The 14,737-nt window shown below is 64.8% G+C and carries 13 protein-coding genes; 8 read left to right on the top strand and 5 right to left on the bottom strand.

The genetic code is table 11. The annotated features are described in order from the left end of the window. Window positions 1-60: 60 nt before the first annotated feature. The 5 genes from ACQ66R_RS03740 to ACQ66R_RS03720 all read left to right on the top strand — a co-directional run bounded on the left by ACQ66R_RS03740 (window position 61) and on the right by ACQ66R_RS03720 (window position 3,058). Entirely contained in the window at window positions 61-684 is a 624-nt protein-coding gene (locus ACQ66R_RS03740) for a hypothetical protein (RefSeq protein ID WP_430419359.1), read from the top strand. Window positions 685-808: 124 nt separating this feature from the next. Further along, entirely contained in the window at window positions 809-973 is a 165-nt protein-coding gene (locus ACQ66R_RS03735) for a helix-turn-helix domain-containing protein (protein WP_430419357.1), read from the top strand. A 9-nt stretch (window positions 974-982) separates the two neighbouring features. Beyond that, entirely contained in the window at window positions 983-1,474 is a 492-nt protein-coding gene (locus ACQ66R_RS03730) for a helix-turn-helix domain-containing protein (RefSeq protein WP_430419355.1), read from the top strand. Then, window positions 1,471-2,562 carry a site-specific integrase gene (locus ACQ66R_RS03725; RefSeq protein ID WP_430419353.1) on the top strand — a complete coding sequence of 364 codons (1,092 nt, stop codon included), beginning with the start codon at window positions 1,471-1,473 and terminating at the stop codon, window positions 2,560-2,562. Before ACQ66R_RS03730 ends, ACQ66R_RS03725 begins: the two co-directional genes overlap by 4 nt. Before the next feature lie 268 nt (window positions 2,563-2,830). After that, on the top strand, window positions 2,831-3,058 hold the full coding sequence (locus tag ACQ66R_RS03720) for a hypothetical protein (protein WP_430419351.1): 228 nt from the start codon (window positions 2,831-2,833) through the stop codon (window positions 3,056-3,058). Between the two features lie 4 nt (window positions 3,059-3,062). On the opposite strand, the gene ACQ66R_RS03715 is transcribed toward ACQ66R_RS03720, so the two are convergent. Next, entirely contained in the window at window positions 3,063-4,976 is a 1,914-nt protein-coding gene (locus ACQ66R_RS03715; RefSeq protein WP_430419349.1) for a DUF262 domain-containing protein, read from the bottom strand. A gap of 203 nt (window positions 4,977-5,179) precedes the next feature. Here ACQ66R_RS03715 and ACQ66R_RS03710 point away from each other — a divergent pair, with 203 nt between their 5' ends. Genes ACQ66R_RS03710 through ACQ66R_RS03700 form a run of 3 tightly spaced genes read left to right on the top strand, consistent with a single transcriptional unit; the run spans window position 5,180 to window position 10,255 of the window. Continuing rightward, the gene (locus tag ACQ66R_RS03710; RefSeq protein WP_430419347.1) at window positions 5,180-6,136 is read left to right on the top strand and encodes an N-6 DNA methylase; all 957 of its coding nucleotides are present in this window, start codon (window positions 5,180-5,182) and stop codon (window positions 6,134-6,136) included. After that, a complete protein-coding gene (locus ACQ66R_RS03705; protein ID WP_430419345.1) occupies window positions 6,133-7,716 on the top strand; it encodes an Eco57I restriction-modification methylase domain-containing protein in 1,584 nt (527 codons plus the stop codon). Before ACQ66R_RS03710 ends, ACQ66R_RS03705 begins: the two co-directional genes overlap by 4 nt. Next, a complete protein-coding gene (locus ACQ66R_RS03700) occupies window positions 7,679-10,255 on the top strand; it encodes a GIY-YIG nuclease family protein (RefSeq protein ID WP_430419343.1) in 2,577 nt (858 codons plus the stop codon). Before ACQ66R_RS03705 ends, ACQ66R_RS03700 begins: the two co-directional genes overlap by 38 nt. Before the next feature lie 508 nt (window positions 10,256-10,763). Here ACQ66R_RS03700 and ACQ66R_RS03695 read toward each other — a convergent pair. The 4 genes from ACQ66R_RS03695 to ACQ66R_RS03680 are packed head-to-tail and all read right to left on the bottom strand — an operon-like array spanning window position 10,764 to window position 14,699. Further along, window positions 10,764-11,561 carry an ABC transporter permease gene (locus ACQ66R_RS03695; RefSeq protein WP_430419341.1) on the bottom strand — a complete coding sequence of 266 codons (798 nt, stop codon included), beginning with the start codon at window positions 11,559-11,561 and terminating at the stop codon, window positions 10,764-10,766. After that, window positions 11,558-12,442: an ABC transporter permease gene (locus ACQ66R_RS03690; protein ID WP_430419339.1), complete on the bottom strand. Its 885-nt coding sequence runs from the start codon at window positions 12,440-12,442 to the stop codon at window positions 11,558-11,560. The genes ACQ66R_RS03695 and ACQ66R_RS03690 overlap by 4 nt, the downstream gene beginning before the upstream one ends. Then, complete coding sequence (locus tag ACQ66R_RS03685) at window positions 12,439-13,593, bottom strand: ABC transporter ATP-binding protein (protein ID WP_430419338.1); 1,155 nt, start codon at window positions 13,591-13,593, stop codon at window positions 12,439-12,441. The genes ACQ66R_RS03690 and ACQ66R_RS03685 overlap by 4 nt, the downstream gene beginning before the upstream one ends. Further along, window positions 13,590-14,699: a polyamine ABC transporter substrate-binding protein gene (locus ACQ66R_RS03680; protein ID WP_430419336.1), complete on the bottom strand. Its 1,110-nt coding sequence runs from the start codon at window positions 14,697-14,699 to the stop codon at window positions 13,590-13,592. The genes ACQ66R_RS03685 and ACQ66R_RS03680 overlap by 4 nt, the downstream gene beginning before the upstream one ends. Window positions 14,700-14,737: the final 38 nt, after the last annotated feature.

Here is a 14,737-nt window from a genome sequence, read left to right as displayed (position 1 = left end):
CTGGGTGAGCTTGGCCACGGCGGGCTGTATCGAATCGCGACTGAGTGATCTGGTCGCCGCGTGAGCGAGAGCGACGACGGCAACCTGCCGCAGACCGCGGAACCCTACAGCCCGGAAGACTGGCTGACGGCATCCCAGACTCTGCGCCTCGTGAGAGAGGCGACGATGTCACGCTCGTCGCACATCGCGATCTGTACGCGCGCCCATGCCGGACTGATCAGAGCACACGCTGACTTGATGATACTCGGCGCGGAGTCGCGGACTGACCACCTGGTCCACAAGGAGTTCTGGTGGGCGAGAGGGCACGAGGCCCTTTCGCAGAACTGGCACGCTGGCGACTTTGAAACGTGGATCGACAAGCGTTTCCACATGCAAGCGTTCGGCGTGAAGTTCCATCGCGACGACGTTCGGCGAATGGCGCCGACGGCCTTCCAAACAAGCGCCCCGCCGGAGCCGCAAAGGAGCGGCGGGCGCCCCATGTCTCGCGATTGGCCTGAGTGGGTGGCTGAGCTGGTCGCCTTCGTCCATGAGGAAGGCGTTCCGCCTGGCGAGGGCACGAGGGGCGCGGATGCCCTCATTGATGCCATCGACGCTCGTCTCGAAAGCCGAGGGGTGTCGGGACCATCTCGCAGCACCGTGCAGGAGACCGTGAATCTGGTCCTGCGGCGCTTGCGGAGCAGCTAGCGCCGGAAACTCGTCGCCCAGCCATTTTCGGCTCAATCCGGCCCAATCCGGCAGCTTCGCCCCGACCGCTCGACCACAACCGTCGCCGTGAACGCCGGTATTCGCCGGCACGTGGAGACGAACCATGGAACCCATCACGGCATCCATCAACGACACCGCTAAGGCGCTGAGCCTGGGGCGCACCTCGATCTACGCCCTCATCCCCGAGGGGCGCCTGGAGACGGTCAAGCTGGGGCGGCGGACGCTGGTCAAGATCGCGTCGATCCGCCGGCTCCTCGAAGGCCAGTGAGGCGCAGCCTTGGCCCGCACCCGCCTGAACCCGCGCCTAGCGAAGCTGAACCGCACCTACACGACCGAGGAGGTGGCGCGCCTCTACAACCTCAGCCGCGAGACGGTGCGGCGGTGGGTCAGGTTCGCTGGCCTCCACCCCATCGACGGCCGACGCCCGACCCTGATCCACGGCGCCACGCTGCAAACGTTCGTCGCGGCGCGCCGGGAGGCGGCGAAGCGGCCAACGCCGGCCGGGCGCCTGCACTGCTTCGGTTGCCGAGCCGCCCGGCGACCCGCCCTGAGGATGGCCGACTTTCACCCATCGCGCGGACGTGGCGCCGGTAACATCCGCGCCCTCTGCGAAACGTGCGGAGGCGTCATGAACCGGCGCGCGCGATGGGAGGCCGTGCCGGTCATCCTACCCGGGGTCGAGGTCCGCGTGATGGAGGGGGAGGGACGCATAGCAGAGCGCCCAACGCCCCCCGCCACTGTCGCCTTCAATGAGGACGAAAACCCATGACCAAGACAAACCCTGACAACGAGCGGATCAAGCGCGCCTATTTCGTGTACCTGCGCGAGGCTCGCCGGGCGAGCGAGGCCACCATAGACGGCGTCGCCAAGGCGATCGCCTGCTTCGAGGACTCCACCAGCCGGAAAGCCTTTCGGAGCTTCCATCGCGAACAGGCGGTCGCGTTCAAGCGCCGGCTGATCGAACAACGCGCCGTGCGATCGGGCGAAAAGCTGAGCCGCGCCACCGTCAACTCCACCCTGTCAGCCCTCCGCACCTTCTTCCTCTGGCTGGCCGATCAGCAGGGGTACAAGCGGCGCATCGCCTACTCCGACGCCGACTACTTCAACTTGCCGGAGAAGGACGTGCGGATCGCCAAGGCCGTGCGGCCCAAGCGCGTGCCGACGCTGGAGCAGGTGCATCACGTCCTGTCGCTCATGCCGGCCCGCACCGACATCGAGCTTCGCGACCGTGCCCTGATCGCCTTCGCGGCGCTCACCGGCGCCCGCGACGGCGCCCTGGCGACGTTCCAGCTGCGCCACCTCGACCTCGCCGAGGCGGTGGTCCACCAAGACGCACGGCAGGTGAAGACGAAGTTCTCCAAGACGTTCTCGACGTGGTTCTTCCCGGTGGGCGCCGACGCGCTGGAGATCGTCACGGGATGGGAGGCGCATCTGCGCAGTCTGCATTGGGGCGACGCCGACCCGTTGTTTCCGGCGACCCGCGTCGAGGTGGGCGCTGATGGCGGCTTCGTGGCCGCAGGCCTGGATCGCAGGCCCTGGAGCACGGCGGAGCCGATCCGACGCATCTTCCGCGAGGCCTTCGCCGTGGCGGGCCTACCTTATTTCAACCCGCACAGCTTCCGCGACATGCTGGCCCTACTGGGCGAGCGCATCTGCACCACGCCGGAGGAGTTCAAGGCCTGGTCGCAGAACTTCGGGCATGAGCACGTGCTGACGACCTTCACGAGCTACGGCGCCGTGCCGGTCTCGCGACAGGCGGAGCTGATCAGAGGTCTCGGGAGGTCGGCAGACGGCGCATCCAACGATGATCTCGCGGCCGACCTTGAGGCCCTACTCGCAAAGCGGCGGCGGGTGTGATGCCCTTGCAACGGGGGTGCCCTAAGCTCAGCTCAGACGAGCGCCCCCTCGTGGGCCCGGCCGACAGAGACAGGGGGGACGTTTGCCACAGGACAGTCAAACCGGAGCTGCAGGCCGAGCCTACGGCCTGAAAATGGCCAAGGGCTTGTCGCGATGCATGGGGCTCGCCCTGGTTCGCAATGGGGCTAACGAGGTAGTCTGGAAGGATAGGCCTGCGGTCATCAAGTCCTGTCGCCCTGGCACCTCGTCCTTCGGCGTGACGGCGACAATGTTGGCTCGCCTCGACACCATCCTCGCTGCGTTTGAGGACGACCGCGGCGAGGTCCAGGTGTGGGAACTCCCCGCCCGCAAATTCCGCGAGGCGATGTACGACAGCCGTAGCGCCGCCTCTGCCGGTGGTCGGGTGAAGATGGTTCCGAAGGCCTACGCATTGCGCGAGGGCCGCTCAGTGGCCCGCTTCACCCGACTTGAGGTCGAAGCCGCATCGCGAATGTAATCTGCTACTTGGCTATGCCCGGCCATATCTGAACGGCTAGATCGCCAAGGTTCGCTGCTCGCGCCTCGATCTCCGTCTCGTCCCAGGATGGCCGCTGCAGAATTTCAAGGTTCAGCGCGAGAAGACTCTTCTGCAGCCACGTCCGCTTGATATCGAATGCCGAATTCGAAGCGACGCTGTTGGCCGGCACCGTAACGAGCGTGAGGTTACCCAGCGTGTGGACGAGTCGTTCGCGCGCCGAGATGGCATCGAGCATAGCTTGATCCGCACCGGTAAGCTTGTCCGCCGGCGCGTCGCGCCCGTCAGGGAGAGGCCAGTTGCTCGTCCAACCCTGCGGCAGGACGTGCTCGATCGACATGGAATCCGGGCGCGGCGTGGCGACGCTAAACTTCGTGCGCCGCGCCTGTTCCATTTCCCAGAGCATGTCCTGCAGGCGCTCAGATCGCAGGATGTTGCGATAGATCGGGACGGTTTTGACGGCCAGCTTCACCTCTGCGTCGTCGGGGAACCGGACCGTAGGCCCAGTCTGCTCCACCAGAGACGCAGCGAATGACGCCGACGAGACACCGTGCGTTAGCAGGTGGCTGACGATCCGCTGAAAATTCTTGTTGAGGTTCTTGGCAGTCAGCCCGCAGATCGCCCGCCGAACGATGTAGGAGTAGATCAGACGGTAGATGGCAGCCTTCTCTTCGGCCGCGATGTCGGCTCCCGCGACGCAGAACACCAGTGGATAGGCCGTTCCAACTTCCCAGGTCGCGAGCTTCCGACCCAGCGCCAAAAGGTTTGCGTCAGGTTCTTCAGCTGCCTTGTCCGGTAGGCCCTCTAATGCGCGATAGATGGGCGCATAGTGGAGTAGGGCATCGAGTTCGCCCTCGACGGTGGCAAACCGTGGCGCACCCTTCGGTCGCGCGAAGGCGCGGTACTCGGCATACAGCTCGCGCAGCGACACCTCCTCGCCCGTCTGTGCGGTCAGGGCATGGCTGAGGAAGTGATCAATGCGTGGTCGACGCGGTTTCGCGCGCGGGGCGTCGTCTTTCCAGAATGGGCCATCGAGTGGCCTCCACTTCGTTAGGAAGAGTTCCTCCGCCTTCTCGCCTTGTGCCTGTGCCCGATGGAAGATGTTGTTCCGGACGAGATCCATGGCCAGCAACGGCTCACCGCGGCTGTTCAGCGTCTCGAAGATCACCTGGGCGTCGTCGGACTCATCTAGGGTGATGACCACGAGCTTGAGGTGGTTCAGCAGCGCCTCAAGCAGCGCTGAAATGCGCCGGCGCTGAGTGTCCTCGTCGTCGGGAGGGGTCAGAAGGTTGATTTCATCGTCTTGTGGCGGACCGAACAGCACGTACTGGCGAATGCAGATTGTGAAGAAGTCGAACGCCCGGACGGAGTTGGGAGCCTGACCGGCCTTCAGGTTGCCGTTCTGGTAGAAGATGGAGGGGCGGGCCTTCCGAACCTGCTTCCAACCACCATCGACAATCTCTTTGAAGACGACGCGATCCTCGGGCGTGGGTACGAGCTTGAAGCGTGCGTCCTCGTCGACATCGCCTGTCATCGGTCGGTTGAAGAGGTAGTTCCCTACGGCCTCGCGTACCTCCTGAAATCCTAGGTTATCGCCCACTTCTCGAAGCGCCGCGAGGAAAAGCTGGAACGTCGTGAGGCGCTGTTGTCCGTCGATCACCTGGACGCGCGGCGTTACGCCGACGACATAGCCCTGGCCGCCCGGCGCCAGAATGAGCGCGCCCATGTAGTGCTTGAACTTCGGCGCCGCCTGGAGCGTCTCCTCGGCCTTCGCTAGGACATCCTCCCAAAACGGCCGAAGTCGCTGCTCGCGCCAGCTGTACTGGCGCTGAAAGATGGGCACCATGAAGCGGCGTTGATCGCCGAGAACAGAAATGACGGCGTGATCCTTGGCGTCCATAAGCCCCCTCCGCAAGCTTGGCATTGGAGGGGCAACGGTGAGCACATTCAAGCCGATTGCGACTCTTGCGAGCCGCGCGCCATACTGCAACCGAGCGCACTCGACTCGCCGCGTTCGCCGTCTACCTTTCCGAAGTTCGCGCTTCGTTTTATCTAAGCAAGGCGGGCGATAGCTGTCCGAGTTGGCGTCGGAAGTGGAGGGTCATGTCGTTCTCGTCGGTTCGGATTGCGGCAGGCTACAGCCTTGACGACGTGAGCCGGGAATTCAGGGCTCCGTTGGACGCGGTCCAGGGCTGGGAGGACGGCTCTATGCAGCCGCCCCATCACATCACGCGCTCGCTCGACCTGATTGGACGTCTCGCCGAACCGGGGGCCGACAACGACGCCTCCGCATGCGAGAGCCCGTGTGTTGAGGGGGCCTCGCCGACTGATGCCCTCAACAGCAGTTCGTCGCCAGCCATTCAACCGGCGCGAATGACGACCGACGAAGCGTCCCGTTTGATCAAATCCAAGCAGCGGGTCGCCGACCACGGGGAAGTGTTCACGCCGCCATGGCTGGTCGAGAAGATGCTCGACCTGGTGAAGGCCGAGAGCGAGCGGATTGACTCTCGGTTCCTCGAACCGGCCTGCGGGAGCGGCAACTTCCTGATGCCGGTACTCCAGCGGAAGCTGGCGGCCGTCGAGCGCGCCTACGGGAAGTCAGCTTTCGACCGACAACATCGCGCCCTCCAGGCCCTCACCTGCATCTACGGAATCGAGTTGCTGGCCGACAACATCGCCGAGTGCCGAGCCAATATGCTGGAGGTGTTCGCGGCCTACCTGGGTCTGGAAGAGGGGGACGAACTCTACCGCGCGGCTTCGCACGTCCTGTCGCTCAACCTGATCCACGGCGATGCGATGACCATGCGCGCCGCGGACGGGACGCCGATCACGGTCGTCGAGTGGGGATATCTTGGTCGGGGCAAGTTCCAGCGCCGGGACTTCCGGCTCGATGTCCTGACCGGCATGGCCGGGTTCCGAGAGGATGGATCTCTTTTCGCTCGCCTAGGTCGGCATGAGGTCTTTACGCCGATTGGCGCTTTGCCACCGATGACCGTGCGCGAGTTGGCGGCCGCCGAAAGCCGCCCAGTCACGGTTCACACGGACGGGCACTCGTCTTGAACGAGCGGGCTGCATTCAAGCTGCGGGGTCGCAATCCCGACGTGCTGACCTGCATAGCGAACCTGTCCAACGACGAAGTATTCACGCCGCCGGACTTCGCCAATCGGATGTTGGACACGCTCGCGGCGGCATGGGCCGAAGGCAATGACGGTGCAGACATTTGGGCGAACGGCGAAGTCAAATTCCTCGACCCATGCACCAAGTCCGGGGTCTTTCTGCGCGAAATCGCTACGCGCTTAATATCGGGTCTGAAGGCCGAGATTCCCGACCTGCAAAGACGGGTTGATCACGTTCTGACGAAGCAGCTGTTTGGGATCGGGATTACGCAACTCACCAGCTTGCTCGCCCGGCGTAGCTTATATTGCTCGAAACACGCGACGGGAGGGCATTCGGTAGCGACGGGGTTCGCAGCTGATGACGGCAACATATGGTTCTCACGCACTGAGCACAGTTGGACCGACGGCAAGTGCGTCTTCTGCGGTGCGAGCAGAGAGACTCTAGATCGGGGCGACGAACAAGAAACACACGCCTACGCCTTCATTCACGCGGAAGACATCGGCGCACGAGTTGCCGAGATGTTTGGAGACAACATGCAGTTCGATGTCATCATCGGCAATCCGCCCTACCAGTTGGACGATGGCGGCTTCGGAACAAGTGCCGCGCCGATCTATCAGTTGTTCGTAGAACAAGCGCTGGCACTTGAGCCGAAATACGCTGCATTCGTGACGCCCTCACGATGGATGACCGGCGGCAAGAATCTCGACAGCTACAGGCAGCGAATGTTGTCTGATAAACGCCTTCGAAAAATCGTGGACTTTCCGAAGCTCTACGAGGCTTTCCCTGGAGTGAAGATTCGAGGCGGCGTCTCCTACTTTCTTTGGGATCGAGAGTATTTGGGTCCGTGCGAGATTCAAACAATCTGGGATGGCGAGCCCACGGGGCCGGCGATCACTCGTTACCTAGACGAGTACGACGTTTTAGTGCGGCGGAACGAGGCAGTCCCAATCCTTGAAAAAGTACGAGCGAAGGGAGAGTCCACACTCGATGCTCGCGCTTCTAGCCAGAAGCCATTCGGGTTGCGCACCTTCTTCCATGGAAACGCGACCCCGGACGGCCTGGAGAACCCCATCAAGCTGTACGGCTCACAGAAGGTGAGCTGGGTCGAGCGCTCAGAGATCCCGACGAATGCTCAGTGGATAGATAAATGGAAGGTGTTCATGAGCCGCGTCCAGGGGACTAGTGCGGCCATTGAAACCAAGTTTCTTAGTAAACCCATTGTGGGGGAACCGGGAACAGCTTGCACGGAGAGTTATATCGTTGCTGGCGTGTTCGAGCTGGAGTCCGAAGCAAGGAATTACGCAAGCTATCTTCGAACTCGCTTCGCACGGTTCCTAGTTTCTCTTCGCAAGTTCACTCAGGACGCTCCCAAGGGTGTCTATTCCTTCATTCCCGACTTGCCGCTGGACCAAAAGTGGACCGACGCGAAGCTCTACGCCCGGTATGGAATCTCTGAGGGCGAGATTGAGTTTATAGAGGCGCAGGTTGCGGAGCACGACGACGCTCACCTCTTCGATGAATAGCAAGCCTACCGTCGAAGAAGTTCTCACTCCCAGACCGGAGGCCCGGCCTCGAATCTACGCCTACTCCATCGCCGACGCGGCGCATGAAGGGCTCCTCAAGGTTGGACAGACCACGCGCGATGTGAGGCGGCGGGTCGCTGAACAGCTCAAGACCGCGGCTATTGAGAATTTCACCATTGAGCTAAACGAGGCCGCCGAGCGTGACGACGGCTCGGTGTTTTCTGACCACGCTGTTCGCGAGGCCCTTCGGCGCAAGGGCTTTGCTAATCCGCAGCTGGAGTGGATGCGCTGCACGGTGGCGGACGTCCGCGCGGTGCTGCATGAGCTGCGCACAGGGAAGCAGGTCAGCGGGCCCCGTCACGAGACGTTCGGGCTTCGCGCCGAACAGGCCGAGGCCGTCCGTAAGACCCACGACTACTTCCACTCCATCTGGAAGGAGGACATGCACGCTGTCCCCCGCTTCCTCTGGAACGCCAAGATGCGTTTCGGAAAGACCTTCACGACCTACCAGCTGGCGCGAATGCTGGGAGCTAAGCGTGTGCTGGTGCTGACGTTCAAGCCCGCGGTTGAGGATGCGTGGCAGACCGACCTGGAAAGCCATGTGGATTTCGAGGGCTGGCAGTATCTCTCCAGGAATTCAGGCCGCGATCCCACCCAGATCGACGCGGCCAAGCCTGTCGTCTACTTCGGGTCCTTCCAAGACCTCCTCGGCCGCGACGCGGTCGGCAACATTAAGCCGCGCAACGAGTGGCTCCACGCGGTCAATTGGGACCTGGTCGTCTTTGACGAGTACCACTTCGGAGCGTGGCGCGAGACAGCCAAGGAACTCTTCGAAGGCGAGGAAGCCGCGGTGGCGAAGGCGGAGGCTGCCCGCGAGTACGCCGGCGACCTGGCGGTGGTGAACGAGGACCTGAGCGTGCTGTCCGAGAAGGAAGCCGAGTTCCTACCGATCACGACCCGCGCCTACCTCTATCTGTCCGGCACGCCGTTTAAGGCGCTCGCGACTGGCGAGTTCATTGAAGAGCAAATCTTCAATTGGACCTACACGGACGAGCAGCGCGCCAAGTCCGCCTTCGCTGTGGCCCATCCGGGCATTCGCAACCCTTACGGCGCGCTGCCGCAGATGCGCCTGCTCACGTATCAGATGCCCGACGACCTGTTGGCGATAGCCAGCGCGGGCGAGTTCGACGAGTTCGATCTGAACGAGTTCTTCACCGCCACCGGGACGGGAACCACCGCGACCTTCAAGCACAAGGACGAGGTTCAAAAGTGGCTCAACGTCATCCGCGGTGCCGAGGCGGCCCAGACGGTCGAGAGCTTGAAAACCGGCTCTCCGCCACCGTGGCCCTATTCGGACTCGCGCCTGCTGCCCTACCTCCAGCACAGCTTTTGGTTTCTGCCGAACGTCGCCGCCTGTCATGCCATGCGGAACCTGCTGGCCGAGAAGCACAACGTCTTCTGGCATGACTACCGGGTCGTCGTGGCCGCCGGCGCGGGAGCCGGGATCGGCCTCGACGCCCTCCCGCCGGTGCGCGAGGCCATCGGCGGTGGCTTCGACAGCAAGACCATCACCCTGTCCTGCGGAAAGCTGACCACCGGCGTCACGGTGAAGCAGTGGTCGTCGATCTTGATGCTTCGGAACCTAAAGTCGCCCGAAACCTACTTTCAGGCCGCGTTCCGAGTTCAATCGCCCTGGTCGCAGGGAAATCCCAACGGGGATGACCCCAACGAGGAGGAGGTCTTCAAGCCCGTCTGCTTCGTCTTCGACTTCGCGCCGACCCGGGCCCTGCGCCAGCTGTCAGAGTATGGCATCGGCCTTTCGCCGACCGAGCCGAACCCGGAAGTCGCTGTGCGCGACCTCGTCTCCTTTCTGCCGGTGCTCGCCTACGACGGCGCGAACATGGTGCAGATCGACGCGGGCGGCATCCTCGACATTGCGATGGCCGGCACGTCGGCGACGCTGCTGGCGCGCAAGTGGGAGTCGGCGCTGCTGGTCAACGTCGATAACGACACCCTGCGCCGGGTTCTCGCCAGCGAGGAAGCCATGGCGGCCGTTGGGCGGATAGAGGGCTGGCGCGCCCTCGGTGACAACGTGCTCGAAACCATCATCAACAAGAGCGACGCGGTTAAGGACCTCAAAAACAAGGCCAAGGATCGCGAGCTGAGCGAACGGGAGAAGAAGCAGCTCACTGAGGAAGAGAAGGAATACAAGTCGAAGCGAAAGATGGTTCAGGAGAAGCTGATCAAGTTCGCGACGCGGATTCCAGCGTTCATGTACCTGACCGACTTCCGAGAGAACACGCTCCAGGACGTCATCACGAAGCTGGAACCGGAACTCTTCCTGACCGTCACCGGACTGACCGTGGCGGACTTCCATCTCCTCGTCGACTTGAAGGTCTTCAACACGGAACGGATGAATGAGGCTGTCTTCGCCTTCCGGCGCTATGAAGATGCCTCGCTGCGCTACACGGGCATCGACAGCCACGAAGGGCTGACGCACGTCGGCGGCTACGACACAGTAGTGGCGAGGGGCGTTTAGCCAGTGGGCAATCCGTGAGATGGCAATCGTGCGCGGAGGCCCGCCGGGCGGGGAGGCACCGCTTCGTAGGGTTGTCGGTAAAGGTGACAGCGCAACATCGGCGCGGCGGAATTGAACATCGCGTAGAGGGTTTGGGGGTCACTTCGGGGGTCAGGGGCCAATTCCCCGTATGAAAAACGGACAATAAATCAATATCTTGAGGTGGCCCGTGTGAGTCCTGCATCCGCACCATCGCCCGCGCGCAACGCGCCTCCCCAGATCTCATGTTCAGTCCCAGGACGCTTCAGGCGCCGGCCTTGCATCGCGGGGCCTGCAAGTCGGGGATGCGTGCCGGGACGGGACGCCGCGCCCCCGACGGCCTGGCGGGTGCGGGGGTGCAAGCCAGGCGTCCGACGCTCGGGGGGGCGTTGGCCCAGGCGGTCCGGCCGGTGGCGCGTAAGGGTCACAAGGCTGCCGACCGGACCGCCTGAGGCGCTGGCTGAGCGCGCCCATTCTCAGCGGGCCGTGCTCAGCGCGCCCTGCGCCGCCGCTGCTGATGCTGCTGGGCCAGGTAGGCCGCGATGACGCCGGTGGCCACGAGGCCGATCAACAGCGTCGACACCGCATTGATCTTGGGATCCACGCCCAGCCGCACCTGGCTGTAGAGCCGCATGGGCAGGGTGGTGGCGCCGGGGCCGGAGGCGAAGCTGGCGATCACGAGGTCGTCCAGCGAGAGGGTGAAGGCCAGCATCCAGGCCGCCGCTACGGCCGGCGCGATGCCGGGGAGCGTCACCAGCGCGAAGGCCTTCCACGGCGGGCATCCGAGGTCCTGGGCGGCTTCCTCCAGGCTGCGGTCGAAGGTGGCGAGGCGGGCCTGGATGACCACCGTGGCGTAGGCCAGGGTGAGCGTCGCGTGGCTGAGGGTCACCGTCCAGAACCCGCGCGGCAGCCCGATCGAGACGAACAGCAGGAGCAACGAAAGCCCCAGGATCACCTCGGGCATCACCAGGGTCGCGTAGATGCCCCCGGCCAGCGCCGTGCGCCCCCGGAAGCGGCCGGCCCGGACGAGGGCGAAGGCGGCGAAGGTCGCGACGACGGTGGCGAGGGTGGCCGAGAGGGCGCCGACCCGCAGCGTCACCCAGATCGCGTCCAGCATCTGGGCGTCCTGTAAGAGGGCGACATACCAGCGCGTGGAGAAGCCGCCCCAGACCGTGACCAGCCGGCTCGCGTTGAACGAATAGACCACCAGGATGACGATCGGCGCGTAGAGGAACGCGAGGCCCAGGACCACCGAGGCGACGTTGAAGGCGGAGGGGCCCTTTCTCATCGCAGCACCTTGGCCTGCTGCCGCTCGAACAGCAGGATCGGGATGGTCAGGGTGGCCAGGAGCACGATGGCGACCGCCGAGGCGGCGGGCCAGTCGCGGTTGGCGAAGAACTCGGTCCAGATGACCTTGCCCAGCATCAGGGTCTCGGAGCCCCCCAGCAGGTCGGGGATCACGAACTCGCCGGCCATGGGGATGAAACAGAGCAGGGCGCCGGCCGCCGCGCCCGGCAGCGACATCGGGAAGGTCACGCGCCAGAAGGCGCTGAGCGGCGTGGCCCCCAGGTCCTGGGCCGCCTCGATCAGGCTCTCGTCCTGGCGGTCGAGAACGGCGTAGAGCGGCAGCACCATGAAGGGCAGGTAGGCGTAGACCAGGCCCAGCAGGACGGCGGTCTCGGTGTTGAGAATGTCGACGGCGGGCAGGCCCAGCCGGGCGAGGACCACATTCAGGAGGCCGGCGGGCTTCAGGATGGCGATCCAGGCGTAGATGCGGATCAGGAAGCTGGTCCAGAAGGGCAGGATGACGGCCATCACCAGCGCCTGGCGCAGGCGCGGCGGGCAGCGGCTGATGCCGTAGGCGATGGGATAGCCGATCAGCAGCAGGATCAGCGTGCCTGTCGCGGCCAGCCGCAGGCTGGACAGGTAGGCGTCGAGATAGAGGCGGTCCTGGGTGAGGCGGGCGTAGGTCTCGCCGTCGAGACCGCCCAGGAAGGCCTGGATGCCCGCCAGACCCTGGCTCCAGTCGATGCGCGGCGCATAGGGCGGCATCGCCAGGGCCGCGTCCGACAGCGACAGCTTGGCCACCAGCAGGAACGGGAAGGCGAAGAACACCGCCAGCCACAGGAAGGGAACGAGGGCGGCGAGGGCGGAACGCTCGCGTCTCACCGGGTGAGCACCACGGCGCTGGAGGGCGCGAAGGTGAGCCAGACCGGGTCGTCGCAGCCCAGCGGCCGGTCGGTGGCCCGCGTGGCGTTGGCGCGCGCGGCGCGGATCGTGCGGCCGGGCGAGGTCTCGACCAGATAGGTGGTCCAGTCGCCCAGGTAGCCATAGTCGAGGATGCGGCCGGCGAGCGTGTTGGCGCCCTGCGGCGGCGGCTCGGCGTGGACCGCGATCTTCTCGGGCCGCACGGCGACCCAGGCCGTCTCGCCGACCGGTCCGGTCCCCTCGGCCTCGAAGGTTCCGTCCTCGGAGACGAGGTGCACGACGCCGTTCTCGGACGCCGCCACGCGGCCCTCGAAGAGGTTGATGTCGCCGATGAAGCCCGCGACGTAGCGGTCGGCCGGCGCCTCGTAGACCTCGGCCGGGCGACCCACCTGGACGATCCGGCCCTCGCGCATCACCGCGATCCGGTCGGCGACCACCATGGCCTCGTCCTGGTCGTGGGTGACGATCATGAAGGTCATGCCCAGGGTCTGCTGCAGGGCCATCAGCTCGAACTGGGTCTCCTCGCGCAGCTTCTTGTCGAGGGCGGCCATGGGCTCGTCCAGCAGCAGGATGCGCGGACGCGGCGCCAGGGCGCGGGCCAGGGCCACCCGCTGCCGCTGGCCGCCCGAGAGCTGGTCGATGCGGCGCTTGCCCATGCCCTCGAGCCGGACGAGCGACAGCATCTCCTCGACGCGCGGCGCGATCTCGTCCCGGGCCATCTTCTGCTGCTTCAGACCGAACGCGATGTTCTGGGCGACCGAGAGGTGCGGGAAGAGCGCATAAGCCTGGAACATCATGTGGACCGGCCGCCGGTGGGGCGGGTCGGCCTGGATGTCGCGGTCGGCCAGCAGGATGCGGCCCGCATCGGGCTGCTCGAACCCGGCCAGCATGCGCATCAGGGTGGTCTTGCCACAGCCCGAGGGGCCGAGCAGGGCGAAGAACTCGCGCTCGTAGATCGAGAGGCTGACGTCATTGACCGCCGTCGTATCGCCGAACGCCTTGGAGACGCCGTCGAAGCGCACCAGCGGCCGCGCCTGCGGATCGGCCCAGGGCGCGAACGTCTCGCGGATGCCCCCGATCTGCGGCCGGGGGCTCTGCGGGCGGCCGCTCACCGCCCGGTCAGCACCCGGGTCCACTGGCGGTTCACGTCGCGCAGCAGATCCTGGCCCTTGGTGGTGGTGACGAAGAGGCGCTTGGACACCTCGGGCGTGACGTAGACGTTCGGATCGTTGCGCAGATCGGCGTCGACCAGCGACGTCGCCGCCGCGTTGGGGTTGGCGTAGCGGGTGGCGTTCGACGCCTTGGCGATGATCTCGGGACGCAGCATGAAGGCCATGAACGTGTGGGCGGCTGCAGCGTTCGGCGCGTCCTTGGGGATCGCGAAGACGTCGAACCACACCTGGCTGCCCTCCTTGGGTACGGCGTAGGCGATGTTGACGCCGTTCTTGGCGTCGTCGGCGCGGTCCTTGGCCTGCAGCACGTCGCCCGAATAGCCGATGGCGACGCAGATATCCCCGTTGGCCAGGGCGTCGATGTACTCCGAGGAGTGGAACTTCTTCACGTAGGGCCGCGCCTTCAGCATGAGGGCCGTGGCGGCGTTGTAGTCCTCGACCTTCGTCGAATTCGGGTCCTTGCCCAGATAGTTGAGGGCCACGGCGTACATGTCCTCGGACGCGTCCAGGAAATAGACGCCGCAGTCCTTGAGCTTGGCCAGTACGGCGGGATCGAACACCACCGCCCAGCTGTCGATCTTCATGTCGCCCAGGCGCTGGCGCACCTTTTCGGCGTTGTAGCCGATGCCGATCGTGCCCTGCATATAGGGGACGACATACTTCCCGCCCGCGTCGAACGGCTCCATGTGCGCCCGCACGTCGGGCGACAGCTTGTCGAGGCCGGGCAGCTTGCTCTTGTCCAGCGGCTGGATCGCGCCGGCGGTGATGTAGCGCGGGACGTTGTGGTTGGACGGGACCACCAGATCGTAGCCGGTGCCGCCCTGCAGAACTTTCGTTTCGAGCACCTCGTTGGAATCGAAGGTGTCGTAGGTGACCTTGATGCCGGTCTCCTTGGTGAACTGGCTGAGCAGGTCAGGGTCGATGTAGTCGGACCAGTTGTAGATCCTGAGCGTGCCGCCCTCGGCCGACGCCTTCTCCGCCTTCGGGCTGCAGGCGGCCACCGCCAGCACCACGCCCAGCCCAAGGGCCTTCCACCATCCCGCCATACCGGAATCCCCACCTGCAAACCGGTGCAGGTTATAGG

The organism is Phenylobacterium sp., from assembly GCF_965284355.1.
GTDB lineage: Bacteria > Pseudomonadota > Alphaproteobacteria > Caulobacterales > Caulobacteraceae > Phenylobacterium.
This window is presented reverse-complemented; position numbering and strand designations above follow the sequence as displayed.

Coding starts and splice junctions, on each gene's coding strand:
- ACQ66R_RS03735 (WP_430419357.1), top strand. CDS start 809: ATGGAACCCATCACGGCATCCATCAACGACACCGCTAAGGCGCTGAGC.
- ACQ66R_RS03725 (WP_430419353.1), top strand. CDS start 1,471: ATGACCAAGACAAACCCTGACAACGAGCGGATCAAGCGCGCCTATTTC.
- ACQ66R_RS03720 (WP_430419351.1), top strand. CDS start 2,831: ATGTTGGCTCGCCTCGACACCATCCTCGCTGCGTTTGAGGACGACCGC.
- ACQ66R_RS03715 (WP_430419349.1), bottom strand. CDS start 4,976: ATGGACGCCAAGGATCACGCCGTCATTTCTGTTCTCGGCGATCAACGC.
- ACQ66R_RS03710 (WP_430419347.1), top strand. CDS start 5,180: ATGTCGTTCTCGTCGGTTCGGATTGCGGCAGGCTACAGCCTTGACGAC.
- ACQ66R_RS03695 (WP_430419341.1), bottom strand. CDS start 11,561: ATGAGAAAGGGCCCCTCCGCCTTCAACGTCGCCTCGGTGGTCCTGGGC.
- ACQ66R_RS03680 (WP_430419336.1), bottom strand. CDS start 14,699: ATGGCGGGATGGTGGAAGGCCCTTGGGCTGGGCGTGGTGCTGGCGGTG.